Below are 19220 nucleotides of genomic sequence, written 5' to 3' on the forward strand. Positions count from 1 at the left end.
GTCCTTCTCCTTCGACGGCGTGATCGGCGCGTTCGCCATCACCAACGACATCGTCCTGATGGCCCTGGGCCTCGGCATCGGCGCCATGTACGTCCGGTCCCTCACGGTGTATCTGGTCCGCCAGGGCACCCTGGACGACTACGTCTACCTGGAGCACGGCGCCCACTACGCCATCGGCGCGCTCGCCCTCATCCTGCTCGTCAGCATCCGGTACCAGATCAACGACATCGTCACCGGCCTCATCGGCGTCACCCTGATCAGCGCGTCGTTCTACTCCTCCGTACGCCGCAACCGCGCCGCGCGGGAGTGAACCCGCGCCGCGTCATCCGGCGGGGGCGGGGCCGTGCGGCATGGCGAGGTGGGCCAGGTCTCCCGGCGGCGGGGTGCTCACCGGCCACAGCGGGGCGGGTACGCCGTCGGCCACCGCGGCGGGCGCGTCGGTGAGGTTCATCCGGTCCCGGAGACGGCCGTAGAAGTCCATCGGGCCAAGCCGTGCGACGCGCAGCCGGCGCGGTGCCGCGTACACGCCGATCCAGTCCCCGGGCCCGAGCACCCCGCGCAGCTGGCCGTCGATGCTGACGGCGGCGCGGCCCGAGCGTTCGAGCACCCGCAGCCCGACCGGTTCGTCGGGGGCGGCCAGGACCGAGCGGTTGAAGGTCATGTGCGGGGCAACGGGGGTGAACACCAGCATCTCGGCGCGCGGCGAGACCACGGGCCCGCCGGCGGCGAAGCTGTACGCGGTCGAACCCGTCGGTGTCGCCACCAGCAGCGCGTCGGCGGAGTACGAGGCGAGCAGCCGGCCCGCGATGTAGACGCCGACCGAGACCTGCCGGTCCCGGGCGAGCTTCTCCAGCACCACGTCGTTGAGGGCGGTCACGTCGAGCGGGACGCCCCACTCGCCGCCCGTCTCGCAGTCGGAGCGCACACTGGTCGGCGGCAGCAGCGGGCCCCTGCCGTACTCCATGAACGCCTCGATGTCCGACGGCACCTCCAGGCGTCGTGAGGCCCGCATCGTCAGCAGCATGCGCCGCTCCACGTCGAGACGGTTCTCGCGTACGGCGTCCAGGGCCGCCCGCACCAGGGTCGCGGGCACCTCGGTCAGGAAGCCGACCCGGCCGAGGTCGACCCCGAGGACCAGCGCGTCGACGGCGGCGGCGAGCCGGGCCCCGCGCAGGAAGGTGCCGTCCCCGCCGAGGGTGACGACGAGGTCGGGGTCGCCGGCCGCCGCCACCTCCTGCCGGGCGCTGCGGCGTCCGCCGTCGTTCCACACGTCGATGTCGGCGCACGCCACCGCGTGTTCGGCGCACCAGGCCCGGACCGTACGCGCGGCCTGAGCGGCCTCGGGACGTCCGCCGTGCACGACCATGCCGACCCGGTCCACCGTCATCTCCGCCTCCACAACGTCCGTCGGGCCCCATCCTGGCCGCGCCGCGGTTCGCGAGGGGCCGTGCCACGCCGCGGGTACGGCGGACGGCCCGGTACCGCGGGTGGCGGTACCGGGCCGTCCGGTGGAGGGGGTGGCCGGTCAGGGCCGGCTGCCGTAGCGCCGCTCGAAGCGCTCCAGGCGGCCCGCGGTGTCCACGGCGCGGGAGGTGCCGGTCCAGAACGGGTGGCCGGCCGACGAGATCTCGACGTCGACGACCGGATAGGTGGCGCCGTCCTCCCACTCGACCGTGTGCGACGACTCGATCGTGGAGCGGGTGAGCAGCCGGAAGCCGGACGCTCGGTCGCGGAAAACGACCGGGCGGGAGACGGGGTGGATGCCGTGCCTCACGGGATGTCCTTCCTGGGGGTCCCCCGCCGCCGTGGGGCGGCGGAGGCGGGGTTCATCGTTCTTCGCGGAAGAGGACGTGCCGGCCGGCGACCGGGTCGTACTTCCGCAGGAGGAGCCGGTCGGGGTCGTTCAGACGGTTCTTGCGGGTCACGTAGGTGGTTCCCGTGCCCGCCGTCGACCTGAGCCTGACGACCGGGCGTGCGGTGCCGCGTGCCATGGGGTGCTCCTTCCGCCACCACCCGAGCTGCTTGACTCGAGCATGTCAGACGTCTCAACACACGCCCCGTCGCCGTTGTTCCCGGGATCCGGCAGAACGTTCGAACACCCGGATTCCACATCAAAAGTCGCGGAGAAGGGAAGAAACGGACCATGCCCACAGGAGTGCAGGTGTGTTCCCTGAAGCGGGACACCCCCCAGACGATCCCGGCCAACAGCCCCTACACGGTCATACGGTTCCCGTTCGGGTCCGCCGAGTCCAGCGACGGCTTCAACATGCACCAGGTCAACCAGCCGGACGGGTACGTGGTCACCAGCTGGGACACGGACGCCCGGTCGGGGCTGATATGGCCCAGCGTGGCCGGCTGGGGTGCGCTGTACGCGATGATCCAGTGGGAGGCCGGGGGCTACGACGAACTGCGCGACCAGTTCGTCCGGGACCCGCTCGGTCTCACCTCCGCACCCAACGACACCACGGCGACGGAGCACCGGCCGCCGAGCCCCGGCATGCAGTGCTGGACGAAGCACTGGGGCATCTTCGTCGACCCGGCCGTCCCGCTCGCCGTACGCGCCACCCATGACGACGGCGTGGCGCGGAACATCGTCCTGGCGGAGTTCAAACTCGTGGTGCACCAGGCGGCCTGACCGTCATGGAGCCGCCCGGCCGTGACCGACGCCGAGCAGGACGCGCCTCGTGCCGCTGCCGCCGATGCCGCAGGGTTCGGTCCGCGACCCGGTCAACCCGACGATCATCGCCCTCGCCCCCCGTCGGCAGGGCGCCGGCCGCACCGGCGCGGCCGTCGGCGCCGGTACGTCACGGGTGCCGGGCCCGGTGCCGGTCGCGGTAGGCACGGGGTGAGCTGCCGGTGACCCGTTTGAACGCGGTGCTGAGGGCGCTCTCGGAGCCGTAGCCGACGGCGCGGGCGATGGTGGCGAGCGTGTCCGTTCCCTCGCGCAGGCGGGCGGAGGCCAGTTCGATGCGCCATCCGGTGAGGTAGTCGAGCGGCCCCTGTCCGACCGCGTCCTTGAACCGGGCCGCGAGCGTGGAGCGGGAGACGGCCCCGGCGCGGGCCAGTCCGGCCACCGTCCACGCCCGTCCGGGTGCGGTGTGCATCGAGGTCAGGGCCGTGGCCACGACCGGGTCGGCGAGGCCGGCCAGCCAGCCGGCGACGGCGTGCGGCTCGCGGGCGAGGTGCAGACGCAGCACATGGACGAGCATGACGACGGCGAGGTGTTCGGCCACCAGCGTCGACGCCACCTCCCGGTCCCGCAGCTCCCGGTCGATCTGCGTGAGCGCCCAGCTCAGCGTGCCCGCCTCGTCGGATCCCGCCGGTATGTGGATGACCGGCGGGAGCGGGTCGAGCAACAGCGCACGCGCGCGCTCGCCGAACGAGAACCCTCCCCCGATGAGCACGGTGTCCTCGCCCTCTCCGGCGTGCGCGGGCCCGCCCGGGGCCGCCGCGAAGAGCGGGGCGGCCGCCACCGGAACCGCTTCGTCGTCGCTGCGGAGGGTGAAGCCGAGCGGCCGGGTGAGGAGATAGCAGTCCCCCTCGGACAGGGAGACCGTCGTATCGGTCCCCTCCACGCTCAGGAGACACGAGCCGCGCCGGACGGCGTTGAACTTCACTCCGTCCGGCGCGTCGAAGCGGACGGCCCAGCGGCCGCCGGCCACCAGCCCGGCCGACAGGTGACCACGTGTCTCGAGGAGTGCCAGGACGTCTTCGAGCGGATCCACCACTCCCCCACCCTTCTGGACGCTGAATCAAGTTCTCCGGACTTTCCAGCATAGCCCGTCCGGATTCAGGTGTTTACGTTGACGAGGTGAGCACATTCCCCCGCACGAAGGGCCCGACCGTGAACCACGCCGTCCGCCTGACCACACCGTTCCACTCGCACTCCACCACCGGCGAAGTCATCGACGGTGTGGACCTCTCCGGACGTCGCATGATCGTCACCGGTGGTGCCTCCGGTATCGGCGTCGAGACCGTACGCGCCCTGGCCGGCGCCGGGGCCGAGGTCACCGTCGCCACCCGGAATCCGGCGGCGGCCGAACCGCTGCTGCGCGAACTCGCCGCCGTCCCCGCGGCGGGCGCCGTGCGGGTGGCGGCGCTCGACCTGGCCGATCTCGCCTCGGTGGCCGCCTTCGTACGGTCGTGGCAAGGGCCGCTCGACGTCCTCGTGGCCAACGCGGGGATCATGGCGGTCCCGGAACGGCAGGTCACCGCCGAGGGCTGGGAACTGCAGCTGGCAACCAACCATCTCGGCCACTTCGCCCTCGCCCTCGGGCTGCACGACCGGCTGCGGGCGGCAGGCTCCGCCCGGATCGTCGTCGTCAGCTCCGGCGCGCACCTCGACGCGGCGTTCGACTTCGACGACCCGCACTTCGTGCGCCGCCCCTACGACCGCTGGACGGCGTACGCGCAGTCCAAGACCGCCGACGTCCTGTTCGCCGTGGGCGCCCGCCGCTGGGCCGCCGACGGCATCACCGCCAACGCGCTCAACCCGGGCTGGATCAGCACCAATCTGCAGCGCCATGTCGACGACGCCACCATGCGGGCCCTGGGGGCGATGGACGAGGACGGCAACCTCATCAAGACGCCCTACTACAAGACGCCGGCCGAGGGCGCCGCGACGTCCGTGCTGCTGGCGGCGTCTCCCCTCCTGGACGGCGTCACCGGGCGCTACTTCGACGACAACCAGGAGGCGCCCCTCGTCACCGCCGACGACGAACAGGCCGGCGGTGTCGCGGCACACGCCCTGGACCGGGAGGCCGCGGACCGTCTCTGGGAGTACGCCGCCGGCACCGTGCGCTGAGCGGCGTACCGCGACTCACGGGACCGGGACCGCCGGCGCGGCGGCTCCCCAGGCGGCCGCGCACAGGGACCGTTCGACGGCGTCGGTGTAGACGGCGGCGGCGAGCCAGGCGCGGGCGAAGCGGTCCGTGTCGGCCGGGAGCAGCCGGCCGAACGGGTCACGGGAACGGTCCGCGGCAGCCGCGTGGAGGTCGTCGAGGAGGTCGCCCGCCGTGGCCAGACCGAGGCGGCGCAGCCGGGCGGCGTCGCCCGGCCCGCTCCCGGCGACGGCGAGGACCCGGCGGCCTCCCGGCACCGCCTGGTGGACGCGGCGGCGCAGCAGGTGCAGCGGGGCCTCGTCGGCGGCCTGCGCGGGCCGGGAGCGCGGTGCGACCGCGCCCTTGGGGAGGTCCGCGTGCTGGAGGCGGTCGAGGCCGAGGTCCACCCGGGCGTCGGGGTCGGTGGGGTGCTCGGCGGCGAGCAGCAGGGCCCGCGGGGCCGGTCCGGGGGCCAGGCGTGCGACGATCCGCAGCCGTCGGTCCCCGGCGGCGGCGAGCAGGCGCAGGTTGTCGCGGTACGGGAGCGCGGGGTCGTCGTGGGCGGTGACCAGCCGCAGGGGCAGGCCCGCACAGTCGGCCAGGACACAGTCGCCCGTGGCCTCGCGCACCGGGCCGGCGAGGGTCACCTCGAGGAACAGCAGGTCCTGCCCGCCGCCCAGGGCGCGGGCCACCTGCTCGGCGGCGGGTACGGTCCAGAGCCGGTCCAGCGGCTCGGCGCGCCAGGCGGCGCCGGACGCGCGGACCGCCCGCACCCCCGCGCCCGCGCCGAGACGGCCGGTCGGGGAGACGGTGGCCCCGGACACGGCGAGGCCCGCGCGGGACAGTTCGCGGTGGGTCAGGGCGGTGTCGCCGACGCGTACGGCCCGGTCGGCGGCGCCGGTCGCGCGGGCCGGCCCGCCCGGTGCCACGTCCGAGACCGTGTACAGACGTCCGTCGGCGTCGGCGGTCCAGGTGACCGCGCCCGCGTATCCGGTCGCGGTGAGGACGGGCTCGGAGAAGAGGCCGTACAGCCGCAGCGAGCCGTCCGGGCGGTACGGCTGACGGACCGTGCCGCGCAGTCCGGTGAGGCCGGGGCCGGTGGTGTGCGGGATGCGGTGGGCGACGCCGAGGACGCCGCAGAGCGCGCCGGCGAGGTCGGTGAGGCGGTGTGCGGGGTCGGCGGAGCGGGCCGCGCGCACCCCGGTCACCACGGAGACCGCGGCGGCGGAGGCCCGTGGGAGACCGGCGAGGCGGGCGGTGTGCGCGGCTTGGAGGAGTTCTGCCTGGAGCACGGCGCCGGCACCGTCGGTGCCGGCCTCCAGGACGGCGGCCGCCGCGTCGAACACGGCCCGGGCGGCGGCGCGTTGTCCGGGGGTGGCGGCATCGGGCTCCACCGCTGCCGTCTTCGTGTCCTCCCCGGTCTCCGTGGCCTCGGCGGGGGCCGGGGTGTCCTCGGCGACCGGTGCGGCGGAGGCCGCCGCCGCGCGGTGCAGGCAGCCGGGAGCCAGCAGGCATCCGCAGTGGATCGCGTCCGCGTCGGTCACCGTCCCGCCGGGCGCCCGCAGTTCGACGTCGGTGTCGTCGTCGACGGCGATCCGTACGGTGTCGCCGTCCCGGACGACCGGACGCGCCAGCAGCTTGGTCACGCCCGCGTCCAGCCGTTTGCGCAGCCGGGGCGAGAGGGCCGCGACGAGTTCGGCGGTGACGGACGGGACGACCGGAGGCAGGTCCGGGCTCATGAGATCTTCTCCCCTACCCAGCGGGCGAGTTCGAGCGGGCTGAGGGCGGCCACGGGCATACCGGCGGCGACGAGCTGCCCGGCGACGCCCGTGGAGTAGCGGGGCCGGCCGGTGTCGTCGAGGCTCGCGCAGCCCAGGACATGGCAGCCGGCCCCGACCAGGGCGCGGACCTCGGCCAGGAGGCCGCCGAGCGGGTAGCCCTCCTCGAAGTCGCTGACGACCACGACGAGGGTGCGCGACGGCACGGTGACGAGTTCGCGCGCGTGCCGCAGTCCGGCGGCGATGTGGGTGCCGCCGCCGACGCTGACCTCGAGCAGCAGCGACAGCGGGTCGTCCACGTGTCCGGTGAGGTCGATGACCTCCGTGGAGAACGCCAGGAAGTGGGTGGACAGCGTCGGCACTCCGGCCAGGACGGAGGCGGTCAGGGCGGCCCACACCGTGGACGCCTCCATGGAACCGGAGACGTCCGTGACCAGGACGAGCCGCCAGTCGGCGGCCTTCCGTGCCCGGGTCCGGAAGACCGGGTGCTCGGGAATGACCCGCACCGTGCCGTCCGGGGTGCGGCGGGCGGTCGCCAGGTTGGCGCGCAGGGTGCGCGGGAGGTCCAGGCCGCCGCCGGGCCGCCGGCTGGGGCGGGGCAGGGCGGTGCCGTGCAGGGCGGGGCGCAGCCGGGTGGCGAGCTGCCGGGTCAGCGCGTCGACGAGCCGCCGTACGAGCGGGCGCAGGGCGGCCAGCCGGGCCTCGGGCAGTCCGCCCGCGTGCCGCAGCACGGTGCGCAGCAGGTCCACCGAGGGCCGGGCGCTGTCCGCGTCCAGTTCGGCGAGGACGTCCTTGCGGCCGGCCGCGGCGGCGGTCGCGAGCACTTCCTCCCGGATGCCCGCTCCGAACAGCGCGGCCAGTTCCTCGGACCACTCCCGCACACCGGGGTACGGCGCCTGCCGTCCGCCGCCGTTTCCGGGGCCGGTGAGGTCGCCGCGGCTGCCTTCGCCGCGCCCGCTGCCGTACAGCTCGTCGAGCGCGGTCGCCAGGGGTGCGGCGGACGCCGGGAGCCGGTCGGTGCGGCGACCGAGGAGGAGGCGCCAGCGGTCGGCGGGAGCGAGGCGCCGCTCCCCGGCGTCCTCGGGAGCGCCGTTCCCCGGGCTGTCCGCCGTGTCCCGCGCCAGGTCGCCGCCGCCCGGTGCGGGCAGCAGGCCCAGGGAGCGCAGGCTCTCGCGGGCCGCGAAGTCCGCTTCGGTCCAGATGGCGAGGGCGGCCGGGTCGATGTCGTCGCTGCCGGCGACGTGCCGGGCACCGAGGCGTTCCTCGACGGCGGCGAAGAGGCGGTCGCGGGCCGCGGGGCTCAGGGTGTCGAAGCCGCCGCGCAGTGCGGGGAGCCGGTCGAGGAACGCCCGGTCGGGCAGGTCGGTCACCCGGGCGAGCAGGGGTTCCAGTGCGGGTGCGGCCGCTTCCAGGAGGGGTCCGGCGGCGGTCAGCAGTCCGGTGAGCCGGGCGGTGAGCGCGGCGCGGGAGTCCGGGCCGGTGGCCGTGTCGATCCAGGAGGCCACGCGGTCGCCGAAGGCGCGGGCGTCCTCGTGCCCGAGCAGGACGCGTACGGCCCCGGCGGCGCCCCGCATCAGCGGGGAACCGCCGGCGGCCAGGCGGCCGAGGGCGTCGGTGAGCCGGATGCCGCCCAGCGGGTCGGCGCGATGGGCGAGTTCGAGGAGGGCGTGGGCGTCGGCGGCATCCTCGGACCCGGTCAGTCCGTCGACCTGCCGTACCGCCGCCGCCGTGATGAGCTCCGCGGTGGCCGCGGCCCGGTCCTCGCGGTCCGGTTCGGCAGGCAGGCCGGGGACGTGGCCGGCCCGCAGCCGGTCGAGGAGGGCCAGTGCGGCGAGGAGTTCGGGCAGGGTGCCGGCGCCCGGCAGGACGCCGGCGACGTCGCCGAGCCGTTCGTCCGCGAGACCGGTCAGGCCGCACTCCGCCGCCCGGGCGAGCCCTTCGAGGGCCTGTGCGGCGGTCGGTCCGCCGTCGTCGCGTTCCTTGCGCCGCCGTTCGCGCAGGACACCCTCGGCGGCCTGCGCGGGGGTGACTCCGCGGACGCCGGCCGTGGTCAGCACGGCCGCCGTGGCGGGGGTCCAGCGCACCTCCCAGCGGGAGGTGAGGGCCTCGGCGCCGCCCGCGCCGACGACCTCCTTGGCCTCGCCGTAGGGGACACCGCACACGGTGAGCCGGCGCAGCAGCAGTTCACGGCGCCGGTCGAGGTCGGACCGCAGCGGGTCGAGCCGGAAGTCCCGTGGGGCTCCGGGGCCGTCCGTGCCGGGGCCGGGCAGGCCGAGGCGGGACACCTCGGCCTCGACCGCGGGGACGAGTCCGCTGCGCGGCGCTCCGGGGGCGGGGCGCCCGGTGCGGGTGCCGACGAGTACCCGCTCCATCGCCCGCGCCACGGACCGCCCGCGCCCGTAGGGCTCGCCCTGGGCGAGCACCGTCTGCACGGCTTCGACCAGTTCGCCGCGGCCGGCCGCGGGCAGGCCGCGCAGCCGGGCGAGGTCCGAGGCGAGCCGGCTGATCTCCCGGGCGTCGGCGGGACCGGACGGGTGGCCGAGGCCGCGCAGCTCTGCGCAGATGCGCACGGCCGCACGGGTCAGCGCATCCTCCAGGGCCGCCGGGTCGCCCGCCGCGCGCAGGACCATGTCCTGCCATTCCGGGTCCCGGATGCCCGCCGGGTAGCCGGACCGCTCGTCCAGGAGGGCGTAGGTGTACGGGATCAGCGAGGTGTTCCACACGGGCCGGTGCGGTTCCGCGGGCGTGGTCGCGTCCTCCTCCCCCGCGTCCTGCCGTACGAGCGCCGGGGCGTGGAAGGCGCCCACCACCACGGCGGCCCGCTCCCCGCCCGCGGTGGCCTCCGCCAGCCGGGCCCGCATCCACGCTTCGCGCCGCAGGTCCAGCTCGGGTACGCCGCCCGAGGCGACCGCGTCCTCGCGCAGGGCCCAGCCGGTGAGCAGGGCGGCCCGGCGCAGTGCCTCGGGCGGGGAGCCGGGGGCGGTCGCCTCGACGAGCCTGTCCCACAGGTCGTCCCCCGCCCGGCCCGTCAGCCGGGTCCGCAGCGCGGCGGCGAGACCGGGGGCACCGGCCCCCTCTCCCGGGGCCCGGCGTCCGCCGGTCCAGGCACGGTCGGCGAGCGGCAGGTCGCAGGCGACGACCGGTACGCCGTGCCGGACGGCCCAGCGCACGGCGGCCAGTTCGGGCGAGAAGTCGGCGAACGGGTAGAACGCCGGTCCTCCGGCGCCCTCGCCGGGGGCGGCGGCGAGCGCCACCGGGGCCCGCGTCTCCTCGTGCCCCAGCCAGGGCAGCCACTCCTGCGTCTCCGCGGGCAGTTCGACGAGCAGGACGTCCGGCTTCGCCCCGTCCAGCAGCGCGGGCACGGCGGCGGCCAGGGAGGGCGCGTGGTGCCGTACGCCGATGAGGCAGGGCGCGGACGGGCCGGTGAGGGCCGCGAGCGCCTCCTCGGGCGGGGCGGCGGCGGCCCCGTGGGAGAGGGACACGGCCGTCAGCCCTCCAGGACCGTACGCAGGTCCCACAGGGTGCGCCAGGTGGCGGAGCCCTGTTCGGCGCGGCGCCGGACGGGACCGTCCCAGTAGCCGCGCAGCCGGGCGGCGTCGGCGGGGTCGTCCTTGCGGACCACGCCGAGCAGATGGCCGGGCAGCAGACCGAGGACGTCGCGGTCGCCGGGGAAGTAGGCCGCCGCCAGGGCGAGCGCGCCGGCGACGGACACCGCCTCGGCGGTGCTCATCACCGTCGACGGCCGCTCCACCTCCCAGCCCTCCGCCGACCGGCCCTCGCGCAGGTCCCGGAAGGCGGTGACGAGGGCTTCCAGCACGGCGTCGTCGACCTGGAACGGCGCCCCCGCGCGCTCCACGGACGCACGTGCCTGGCCGCGCACCAGCGCGGTCTCCGCGTCGAGGTCGCCGATGGGGCCGACGGTCTCGAAGTTGAAGCGGCGCTTGAGGGCCGCGGACATCTCGGAGACGCCCTTGTCGCGGAGGTTGGCGGTGGCGATGAGGTTGAAGCCGGGTGCCGCGTGCGCCAGGGCGTCGTCAGTGCCGGCCAGTTCGGGTACGGCGATCCGCCGCTCGGACAGCAGCGACACCAGCGAGTCCTGCACCTCGGGCAGGCAGCGGGTGACCTCCTCGACGCGGGCGAGCGCGCCGCGCGACATGGCGGTCAGGACGGGGGAGGGCACGAGCGCCTGCCGGGTGGGGCCCTGGGCCAGCAGCAGTGCGTAGTTCCAGCCGTACTTGAGCTGGTCCTCGGTGGTGCCGGCGGTGCCCTGCACGACCAGGCCGCTGGTGCCGCACACGGCGGCGGACAGCAGTTCCGACAGCATCGACTTGGCGGTGCCGGGCTCGCCGACGAGCAGCAGGCCGCGCTCGCCGGCGAGGGTCACCACACAGCGCTCGACCAGGGCCCGGTCGCCGACGAACTTGTCCTCGATCACCAGCCGGCGCGGCACCCCGTCGGGCGCCTCGGCGTCGTCGGGCAGCTTCAGGGCGCTGCCCGCGCTGCCCATGACGAAGGTGACGACGGCGCGCGGGGTGAGCCGCCAGGCGGGAGGGCGCGGCCCGCTGTCGTGGGCGGCGAGGAAGGCGAGTTCGGTCGCGTACCGGTCCTCGGGCGGGACGATCTGGCGGGCCGGTGCGGGGGCGAGGGTGGTGGTCATCGGCGCGGGTTCTTCCGGGTGCGGGCGGACGGTGGTCATCGGCGGCGGCCCTTGCGGGTGGCGCGGGTGGTGAGTTCCTCGTAGGCGGGTGCGTCGCCGGCGCGGACGCGCTCCCAGGCGCGGGTGAACAGCTCGGGCACCGGCATCGGCGGCATCGCGCGGGCGTGCTCCTCGACCGGGTGGAGACCGCGCTTCCAGAGCTCCACCGGCAGGGCGGGGGACTTCAGTTCGAGCCAGCCGCACGGCAGGAAGAGGGTGCGTCCGGCGCGGGCCCGCTTCGCCTCCACGACCAGGCCGGTGGCGGCGAGTTCGGTGCGGGCCTTCTTCGCGCGGGCGGGCTTCCAGCCGGTCCAGCGGGCGCGGTTGCGGTCCGTCGGGTCGGGCAGGGCCAGCAGTTGCAGATAGAGGACCGCCGCGTCCTCGCTCAGACCGTGGGCCCCGGCGACCTCGGCGACCAGTCCGGGCACGCTCAGGGCGGGGTCCTGGGCGTAGCCGGCGGGCCCCTCGGGGTCCGTGCCGGCGGCGAGGGCACGGGCGAGTCCGTCGTCCAGGATCGTCCGCAGCGCCCGGATACCGCTGCGCCGGCCCTCTCCGACGAGTCCCTCCATCAGTCCGAACAGGGGGTCGTCGGCCGTCGTGAGGGCGCTGGTGCGGAGCAGTACGGCCTCCTGGTCCCCGTACCAGGGGCGCAGCACCAGCGCCTCGCCGACGGGGGTGAGTCCGTGCTCGTCGGCGCCGCCGGTGGCCGGCAGTCCGTACGCCTTGCGCAGCTCGACGGCGGTGGAGGTGCCCTTCTCGGTCCACTCCAGGTCGAGGTCGACGAGGAGTCCCGGGTCCGTGAGGCGGCGGCGCAGCACGGTCAGCGCCTCGGGCAGCGCGGCACGCAGGGGATGTCCGTACGGCAGTGCGTAGGCGAGCCCGGCCAGGGCGGCGACCGCGTGCGTGAGGCTGTACCGTCCGGGCACCGCCTGGGGATCGTCCGCGGCCAGGTCGCCGTCCTTGTCGGGCCGCTGCACGGTGGTACGGCTCATCCAGGGGGTGCGGTGCGGGTTGAGCACCTGCTCCACGGAGCCGGTGGACAGCCCGGCCAGGGTGAGTTCACCGGCGAGGTCCTCGGGGAGGCGGACGACGCCGTCGAGGCGCTCGGCCCACACCCGGCCGGCCGCGTCCGTGTCCGGTCCGGTGGTCCACAGGTCACCGGGGTTGTCGGGGAGGAGTGCGCCGACGAGCGCCTTCAGGTCGCCGTTCTCCAGCGAGCCCAGCAGCGCGTCACCGAGCTGCTTCTGGCGGGGCTTCAGGCCGGTGGCGGCGGCCACCGCGTCGGTGAGCTGCGAGGGCTCGCCGGCGAGCAGCAGGGCCGCCTGGACCGGGCCCAGCCCGTCCCGGGTCGCGGCGGACAGGGCGGTGGTGGCCTCCGGCTGCCAGGGCGCGGGGCCCTTGTCGCGGATCAGGCCGGTCACGGCGGCCAGCGCGTCGGCCGGGAACACCGGCGGGTACGCCTTCTCCCGCTCCAGGGTGAAGTGGGCGACGGCGCCGAAGACGCCGGCCGGGTCGTGGTCCAGGGCCAGCCAGTTGACCCGCCCGGTGCGGTGGTCGACGTTCTGCCGGCCGAGGACGACGACGGTACGGCCCTCGCGGCGCAGCACCTGACCGTTGCGCTCCTGCCGTTCGTTCGGCTCGCTCAGCGTCACCTCGCGCAGCGCGGCCCCTGGTGCGGCCAGGGGGCCCTGTGTGATCGCCTCGAACAGCAGGAGCAGCGCCCGGCGGTGCTCCTCCGTCAGGGTGGCGCAGGAGGCGCGGTAGGCGAGGGGGCGCAGCACGCCGAGCACCGACGGCCACACGGCGGCGATGCCGGGGACGGTGAACTCGTCGCTGCGCCACCCGTCGGCGGTCCCGGTGGGCCGGGACGACGCGGACAGGGGTGTGCCGTCGGCGGGTTCGCCGGACAGGACGTGGTTCACAGCGCGGATCTGGCGCAGTGTGCTCCAGTTCCGTGCGCCGCCCCACCAACCGTGCAGGTGGGCGATCTTGGAGGTGGCCTCCCGCAGCGTCTGGTCGTCGCCGTCCTCGGGGCTGTAGTCGGCGAACATGCCCTCGGCGCGCTTGCGTTCGGTGCGGGGCCGCTCGACCGGGGGTGTCACGAAGCTGTCGACGGACACCGCGAAGCGCAGCACCGCGTGGACGAGGGCGGCGACCCCGGTGAGCAGGTGGGGCTCGGTGAGGGCGGGGAGGGAGCGGGCCACGGCGTCCCGCACCACCTTGTCGGCGGTCGGGACATCGGGCTTGGCCGAGCCGGTCGTCGCGCCGGCCGCCTCGATCCTCGCCAGCCGCTCGGTCAGCGCCGCGGCGCCGACCCGCAGCAGTTCCCCAGCCTGTTCGTCGCTCAGGGCCCGCAGGAGCGCCGAGGCGTTCTCGTCGCGTGGCCGCAGCGCGTGCCAGAAATCGGCCGGCGGGACGAGCCGGGTGCCGGCGGCGAACTCGCCGCCGCGCTCCAGCGGTGTCAGCCGGCCCAGTTCGCGCAGGCCCGTGGCGGCGTCGGTGGTGTAGAGGGCGAGGTGCCGGTGCTGGGCGACGACGACGGGCTCGACGCCGCCGGGCAGCCGCAGCGCGCCGAGCGGAACGCCCGGTATACGGCCGTCGGCCGCGGTCAGGGTGGCGGTCCGGCCGTCGGGGGTGCCGACGGTGGTGCGGGTCTCGTCGCCCTCGCGCTCGGTGCGCACCCAGCGGCCGAGGACGGTGCCGTCCGTGCCGAACGGGCTGTCCTCCAGGCCGGGCTGCAGGGGCAGCACCACGCACTGGTGCTGGAGGAGGGTGGCGCCGTCGCGGATGCCGGAGTTCAGGAAGGCGGGCAGGGAGGCGCGTCCGTGGGTGCCGGTGGCCGGGTCGTACTCGAGCCACACCTGCCGCGTCCCCTGCCGCCCGCTCCGCCAGTAGGAGGTGCCGTCGCCGAGGATCGGGCGGGCGGGCGGCAGGACCGTGTCACCGGCGTGCAGGGCGCGGCCGCCGGTGGCGCGGCCGCCGTCCGGCAGGGGGATGGAGGTCTCGCCGGCGCCGCCGCCGTACCAGTGCGGGAGCTTCTCGCCGTCGAGGGGGAACACCTCGGCCGGGCGGGCGGACCAGTAGCCGTACTGCTTGTTGTCCTGCCGCCACATCACCAGGAGTTCGCCGTCCGTGTGGCGGAACGACGGGCGCTGCCACTTGTCCAGTCCGTCCGGCAGCCGCAGGTCGTGCTCCAGCAGGATGTCCTGCGGGCCGACCACGATCGCCTTGTGCCGGCGGGAGAGGATCAGCGCCGGCCATGCCTCGTGGACCGCGAGGGTGTCGTCGCGGTCGCTGCGGGTCTGAGCGTCGAGCCGGCGCAGGGCCTCGTCGAGGGCGGGCCAGCCGAGTTCGTCCGGGATGCCGGCGCGCAGGGTGTTGCCGAGCAGCGGCGACACGTCGAAGGCGTCGGCGCGGGCGACGGCGTCCGGGCTGATCCGTGCGGCGATCGCGCGGAACGGGCTCAGCCGGTGGAGTGCCGTGCGGGCGGCCTCCAGACCGGCCGCCGCGTCCAGTTCGGCGGCGGCGTCGTCCAGCCACTCACGGAGCACGTCGGCGAGCACGGGATGGCCGGCGATCCCGTCCAGCGTCTTCGGGCCGGTGTGCCGGCCCTGCTGGCTGCCGACGGCCTGGTAGAGCGTGCGGCGGCCGAGCCGGTCCGCCGCGACGGCCGTCAGGTCGCGCCGCCCGGGCCGGGTGTCCCGCAGCCACCGGTCGAGGGCGAGGTGGACGTCGGTGCCGTCCGCGGGCGGGGCCAGCGGCACGTCCAGCGCCAGGCACAGGTCCAGCAGGTCGAGGTCGGCGCCGGCGTGCCAGCGGCCGGTGAAGAGGTCGACGGGGCGGCCCCGTTCGCGCAGCAGCGGGGCCATGCGCTCCACGAGGGCGAGGGTGGCCGGGGAGCGGTCGCAGACGTTTCCGCCGTGCTTGCGGTACAGGGACCAGCGGGTGAGCCAGTCCGCCGCGTCGGTGCCGTCCGCCGTCTCCGTCTCTCCCGTGAGCAGCAGGTCGGCACCGGTCTCGGCGAGCAGCGCCAGCCAGAACTCGTCGTCCTCGGTGGTGCGGCCGAGCCCGGCCGGCATGATCTCCAGCAGCCGGGCGCGTACGGCGGGCTGCTGTCCGGCGAGGACGACGAGGGTCGACCGGTAGGTGTTCCAGAAGGAGGCGGGGGCCCGGACCGCCGCGGGCGAGGCGAGCAGGTCACCGACCAGGGCGCACTCCGCGGTGACCCGGTCCAGGCCCGCGGCCTTGATCAGGGCGCGGGCGTCCTGGGGCAGGGACGCGTACGGCGGCATGCCGGCCGCGCAGCGTTCCACGGTGAGCTGCCGGAACTGCGCCCAGGCGTCGGCCGGGGTGAGCCGGGCGGCGAGCGCCTTCACATGCTCCTTGAGCGCCTTGACGGTCAGCGCCCCGGCGAAGGCGAACTCCAGGAACACGGCCCGCTGCCGCTCCTCGTCCACGGTCAGGGCGTGCACCCGCTCCGCCGCGCGGGCCTTGCCGAAGAAGGCCGCCGCGTAGGTGGTGTTCTCGTGCTGGAGGAAGACGCGGGCCGCCTGCTCGTAGAAGGTGGGCAGGAAGTGCGGCACGGCCCGGCCGAGCCGGTCGCCGAGCGCCTCGAAGCCCTCCTTCGCGGTGCCGGGGCGGGACTTGGCCTGCCGGGCGAGCCGCTCGACGTCCTTGACGAGCGCGAGCGCGTGGTGTCCGTTCGCCGGGTCGTTGACCAGGGCCCAGGCGGGGAAGCCGAGGGTTTCCCGGCGTACCTGTCCGACCTCGCGGGTCTCCGGCTCGCGGGCCAGCCCGAGGAAGTCCAGGGCCAGGTCCTCCGCCTCGCCGAGCGTGCCCGGCACCAGCCGTACGATCCTCCGCTCGTCCAGGGCGGGGTGCGTGTACGTGCGCACGGTGAGGACGTCGGCGTCCTCTCGGCCGGTGGTGCCGGGTGGCAGTACGGCGCCGGCGTCGAGCAGGGCGGCGCAGGTGGTCTCGTCGTAGGTGAATCCGTCGTACGTCGTCACGCCGCACGCTCCTCGTCCTCGATGTCGCGTCCGGCGTACAGCGCCGCCGCCATGCGGATGCCCTCCGACCAGGCCACCGGTCCGACCTGGCCGAGCTTCAGCACCCGGCCGGCCGGGTCGGTGAAGACCAGGGAGCCGGTCTCCGTCTCCTCGTAGCCGTCGTAGTCGCCGACCCATACCCGGGCCTCGACCGCGCGGCCGTCCTCCACCACGGAGCACACGGCGTGGCCGCCGCGCACGCGGTAGCCGAGCTGGGCGGCCCGGCCGTGCAGGAACCGCAGTTCCTTGAAGACGCCGCCCGCGTGGTCGTCGACGGAGACGGCCTGGGCGTCGACGGCGGCGGGCCGTCTCCACACCTCGCGGAACAGTTGCTGGGCGCGCTGCTCGACGCCGAGTTCGACGGCGAACTCCCGCAGGTCCTCCAGGTCGTCGAGGAGGACGGGGTGCGGCAGGCGGACCAGGCCGGGGGTGATCCGGACGGTGTCGCCGTCGAGGTCGACCAGGCCGAGGCCGCGCTCGGGGTCGGCGTCCCGGAGGAATCCGGCCACCTCGCCGTCGGTGCCCGTGACCACGAGGTCGCGCAGGGCGGTCTGCCAGGCGGGGTCCGGCCAGACCCGGGCGAGGACCGCGAACGGCACCGGCAGCGAACGCACCATCCACCGCTCCACGTCGGCCAGGCACTGGCGTTCGTGCCGTTCCAGCCATTCGGTGAGCTGGCGCAGGCCCACCACGGCCGGATCGTCGGCGATCTTCGGCGGTACGGACTTCAGCCGCCGCCCCGCCGCGTTGCGGCACACCACCTTGCCGTCATCGAGAGCGACTTCGTAGTCGCCCGCCGACACCCACCCCATGCGTGCCTCCCGCACCCGCAGTGATCAAGTCACGGGAACAGTAGATCAGGCCACTGACAACGGGTCCGGGTGGTGTGCGGGGTGCCCGCGTCCGGGGCCATCAGGGTGGACGCGTGCCGTGTCGGGCCGGTGTGCCGGGTCCGGCTGGCCATCCTGGGTCGGTGACGCCGCCCCTTCCGAGCGACAAGGAGCACCGCATGGCCACGGACCCGGTCGGACGATTCCTCACGGCCCTGGACCCGCACCACCGGGAGGCCGTCGGCGGCAGACCGCGTGAGGAGCAGGAACGGCTGGCGGCGGCCTGGGAGCGGGAGCTGGAGTCCGACACCGAACTCGACTCGCTCGACGAACTGTCCCCGTCGGCGGCGGAGTCCGAGGCGGCCCGCCGGGTTCTGGAGCGCGAGCGGGGCTGACGCCGGTGCGCCGGTCAGTGGTGGGTGTGGGCGACGGCGTGGCCCCTGCCGCGGGCGATCATCCACTTGTTCACCGGCGTGGTGATCACGAACGCCACGGCGAAACCGCCCAGGAGCGCCGACCAGAAGAGTCCGTCCGACAGCTGCGCGTCCATCGCGCCCGGTGTCAGGGCGATGATCGTGTTGTCGACCAGCTCCATCACCGCGATGGAGACCGTGTCGGCGGCCAGCGCCACCTTGACGGCCGCCTTCGGGGACAGTCCGGCGCGGACGACCGCGAAGAGGGTGAGGGAGTAGCCGAAGACGAAGGCGAGGGCGATCGCGAGGACCATGGTCGGCACGTTGCCCCACAGCAGGGCGGTGCCGATGGCCATGCCGAGGATCTCGCCGATGGCGCACCCGGTCAGACAGTGGAGCGTCGCCTTCACCGCCATCGTCCAGGAGGCGTGGTGCGTGCTGTGGTCCATGGCCTTCATCCCCGTCCGGCGTCGCGCGGTGAGCCGCGGCCGGCTCGCCTCTCACCTCGCGAACATATACCCCTGGGGGGTATATTCCCAGCGCCGCGCGCCGGTCAGTTGCCCACGCCGAGGTCCGCCATGAACGCCGACGGGTAGCGGTCGCCGCGGGCCGCGCCCGCCGGGACCGCCTTCTCGATCTCGGCGAGGTCGTCCGCGGTGAGGGCGACGTCCAGCGCGGGCAGTGCCTCGGTGAGCCGCTCGCGGGTGCGGGGACCGACCAGCGGCACGATGTCGTCGCCCTGTGCGGCGACCCAGGCGATGGCCAGCTGCGCGACGGTGCGGCCCTTCGCGTCGGCGACCCGGCGCAGGGCCTCCACGAGCGCGAGGTTGTGCTCCACGTTGCCGCTCGCGAAGCGGGGGCTGCGCGCGCGGTGGTCGCCGGTGCCGGCGCCCCGGCCGGCCGACCAGTGCCCGGAGATCAGGCCGCGGCCGAGGACGCCGTACGCGGTCAGGCCGATGCCGAGCTCGCGCAGCGTGGGCAGGACCTCCGCCTCGACGGCGCGGGAGATCAGCGAGTACTCGATCTGCAGGTCGCTGACCGGGTGTACGGCGTGCGCCCGGCGGATCGTCGCCGCGTCGACCTCCGAGAGCCCGAGGTGCCGTACGTACCCGGCGTCGATCAGTTCCTTGATCGCGCCCACGGTCTCCTCGACGGGCACCGTCGGGTCGAGGCGCGCGGGCCGGTAGACGTCGATGTGGTCGGTGCCCAGCCGGGTCAGTGAGTAGGCGAGGAAGTTCTTCACCGCCGCGGGGCGGCCGTCGTATCCGCCCATGGTGGGGGTCGGCCCGCTCAGCATGCCGAACTTGACGCTCAGCCGGTAGGAGTCCCGGTCGCGGCCGCGCAGCGCCTCGGCGAGCAGCAGCTCGTTGTGGCCCATGGCGTAGAAGTCGCCGGTGTCGATCAGGGTGACGCCCGCGTCCAGCGCGGCGTGCACGGTGGCGATGCTCTCGGTGCGGTCGGCGGCGCCGTAGGCGCCCGACATGCTCATCGCGCCGAGGCCCAGCGCCGAGACGGCCGGACCGGTGCTGCCCAGAGTGCGTGTCTGCATCGTGTTCTCCTTCGTGGTCGCTGCGTCGTCCACCTTGCGCCGGTGCCGGGGCCGCCGGGAGCGGAGCGTTCATCATGGGAGAGCCG

Annotated in this window: 15 protein-coding genes; 4 read left to right on the forward strand and 11 right to left on the reverse strand. The window is 75.2% G+C overall.

The window, feature by feature from the left end; all coding sequences use genetic code 11:
* Positions 1-310: DUF475 domain-containing protein (locus tag IF28_RS0113195; RefSeq protein WP_030218449.1), on the forward strand; the 310-nt coding region annotated here is incomplete at its 5' end.
* A 12-nt stretch (positions 311-322) separates the two neighbouring features.
* Here IF28_RS0113195 and IF28_RS0113200 read toward each other — a convergent pair.
* The 3 genes from IF28_RS0113200 to rpmG form a co-directional block, all read right to left on the reverse strand.
* Complete coding sequence (locus tag IF28_RS0113200; protein WP_030218451.1) at positions 323-1387, reverse strand: NAD(+)/NADH kinase; 1065 nt, start codon at positions 1385-1387, stop codon at positions 323-325.
* Positions 1388-1525: 138 nt separating this feature from the next.
* Positions 1526-1774, reverse strand: coding sequence for a type B 50S ribosomal protein L31 (locus tag IF28_RS0113205; RefSeq protein WP_030218452.1), 249 nt, complete (start codon positions 1772-1774; stop codon positions 1526-1528).
* 52 nt (positions 1775-1826) lie between these two features.
* On the reverse strand, positions 1827-1991 hold the full coding sequence (rpmG, locus tag IF28_RS37065) for a 50S ribosomal protein L33 (RefSeq protein WP_051713737.1): 165 nt from the start codon (positions 1989-1991) through the stop codon (positions 1827-1829).
* A gap of 152 nt (positions 1992-2143) precedes the next feature.
* Between rpmG and IF28_RS0113215 the strand changes: the two genes are divergently transcribed.
* Positions 2144-2635 carry a hypothetical protein gene (locus tag IF28_RS0113215; protein ID WP_030218453.1) on the forward strand — a complete coding sequence of 164 codons (492 nt, stop codon included), beginning with the start codon at positions 2144-2146 and terminating at the stop codon, positions 2633-2635.
* A gap of 169 nt (positions 2636-2804) precedes the next feature.
* On the opposite strand, the gene IF28_RS0113225 is transcribed toward IF28_RS0113215, so the two are convergent.
* A complete protein-coding gene (locus tag IF28_RS0113225) occupies positions 2805-3725 on the reverse strand; it encodes an AraC family transcriptional regulator (protein ID WP_030218454.1) in 921 nt (306 codons plus the stop codon).
* A 209-nt stretch (positions 3726-3934) separates the two neighbouring features.
* Here IF28_RS0113225 and IF28_RS0113230 point away from each other — a divergent pair, with 209 nt between their 5' ends.
* Complete coding sequence (locus IF28_RS0113230) at positions 3935-4804, forward strand: SDR family NAD(P)-dependent oxidoreductase (protein ID WP_078621143.1); 870 nt, start codon at positions 3935-3937, stop codon at positions 4802-4804.
* A gap of 15 nt (positions 4805-4819) precedes the next feature.
* On the opposite strand, the gene IF28_RS0113235 is transcribed toward IF28_RS0113230, so the two are convergent.
* The 5 genes from IF28_RS0113235 to IF28_RS0113255 are packed head-to-tail and all read right to left on the reverse strand — an operon-like array spanning position 4820 to position 17154.
* On the reverse strand, positions 4820-6559 hold the full coding sequence (locus IF28_RS0113235) for a hypothetical protein (protein ID WP_030218458.1): 1740 nt from the start codon (positions 6557-6559) through the stop codon (positions 4820-4822).
* Complete coding sequence (locus tag IF28_RS0113240) at positions 6556-10080, reverse strand: vWA domain-containing protein (protein WP_030218461.1); 3525 nt, start codon at positions 10078-10080, stop codon at positions 6556-6558. Before IF28_RS0113240 ends, IF28_RS0113235 begins: the two co-directional genes overlap by 4 nt.
* Positions 10081-10085: 5 nt before the next feature.
* Entirely contained in the window at positions 10086-11255 is a 1170-nt protein-coding gene (locus tag IF28_RS0113245; protein WP_030218463.1) for an ATP-binding protein, read from the reverse strand.
* Between the two features lie 35 nt (positions 11256-11290).
* Positions 11291-16303 (reverse strand): hypothetical protein, encoded by a 5013-nt coding sequence (locus IF28_RS0113250; RefSeq protein WP_030218465.1) that lies wholly within the window; start codon positions 16301-16303, stop codon positions 11291-11293.
* Entirely contained in the window at positions 16300-17154 is an 855-nt protein-coding gene (locus IF28_RS0113255; protein ID WP_030218467.1) for a DUF4132 domain-containing protein, read from the reverse strand. Before IF28_RS0113255 ends, IF28_RS0113250 begins: the two co-directional genes overlap by 4 nt.
* Positions 17155-17351: 197 nt before the next feature.
* Between IF28_RS0113255 and IF28_RS0113260 the strand changes: the two genes are divergently transcribed.
* On the forward strand, positions 17352-17567 hold the full coding sequence (locus IF28_RS0113260) for a hypothetical protein (protein ID WP_030218470.1): 216 nt from the start codon (positions 17352-17354) through the stop codon (positions 17565-17567).
* A 14-nt stretch (positions 17568-17581) separates the two neighbouring features.
* On the opposite strand, the gene IF28_RS0113265 is transcribed toward IF28_RS0113260, so the two are convergent.
* Together IF28_RS0113265 and IF28_RS0113270 are read right to left on the reverse strand one after the other, a co-directional pair.
* The gene (locus tag IF28_RS0113265) at positions 17582-18043 is read right to left on the reverse strand and encodes a DUF4396 domain-containing protein (protein WP_234325150.1); all 462 of its coding nucleotides are present in this window, start codon (positions 18041-18043) and stop codon (positions 17582-17584) included.
* A gap of 95 nt (positions 18044-18138) precedes the next feature.
* Complete coding sequence (locus IF28_RS0113270; RefSeq protein ID WP_030218477.1) at positions 18139-19134, reverse strand: aldo/keto reductase; 996 nt, start codon at positions 19132-19134, stop codon at positions 18139-18141.
* Positions 19135-19220: the final 86 nt, after the last annotated feature.

The organism is Streptomyces sp. NRRL WC-3626 (assembly GCF_000718785.1).
GTDB classification, from domain to species: domain Bacteria; phylum Actinomycetota; class Actinomycetes; order Streptomycetales; family Streptomycetaceae; genus Streptomyces; species Streptomyces edwardsiae.

Bases quoted from the DNA above. Each gene is read 5' to 3' on its own strand.
- IF28_RS0113245 (WP_030218463.1), bottom strand. From the start codon at position 11,255: ATGACCACCACCCTCGCCCCCGCACCGGCCCGCCAGATCGTCCCGCCC.
- IF28_RS0113265 (WP_234325150.1), bottom strand. From the start codon at position 18,043: ATGAAGGCCATGGACCACAGCACGCACCACGCCTCCTGGACGATGGCG.
- rpmG (WP_051713737.1), bottom strand. From the start codon at position 1,991: ATGGCACGCGGCACCGCACGCCCGGTCGTCAGGCTCAGGTCGACGGCG.
- IF28_RS0113215 (WP_030218453.1), top strand. From the start codon at position 2,144: ATGCCCACAGGAGTGCAGGTGTGTTCCCTGAAGCGGGACACCCCCCAG.
- IF28_RS0113270 (WP_030218477.1), bottom strand. From the start codon at position 19,134: ATGCAGACACGCACTCTGGGCAGCACCGGTCCGGCCGTCTCGGCGCTG.
- IF28_RS0113255 (WP_030218467.1), bottom strand. From the start codon at position 17,154: ATGGGGTGGGTGTCGGCGGGCGACTACGAAGTCGCTCTCGATGACGGC.
- IF28_RS0113260 (WP_030218470.1), top strand. From the start codon at position 17,352: ATGGCCACGGACCCGGTCGGACGATTCCTCACGGCCCTGGACCCGCAC.
- IF28_RS0113235 (WP_030218458.1), bottom strand. From the start codon at position 6,559: ATGAGCCCGGACCTGCCTCCGGTCGTCCCGTCCGTCACCGCCGAACTC.
- IF28_RS0113200 (WP_030218451.1), bottom strand. From the start codon at position 1,387: ATGACGGTGGACCGGGTCGGCATGGTCGTGCACGGCGGACGTCCCGAG.
- IF28_RS0113230 (WP_078621143.1), top strand. From the start codon at position 3,935: ATGATCGTCACCGGTGGTGCCTCCGGTATCGGCGTCGAGACCGTACGC.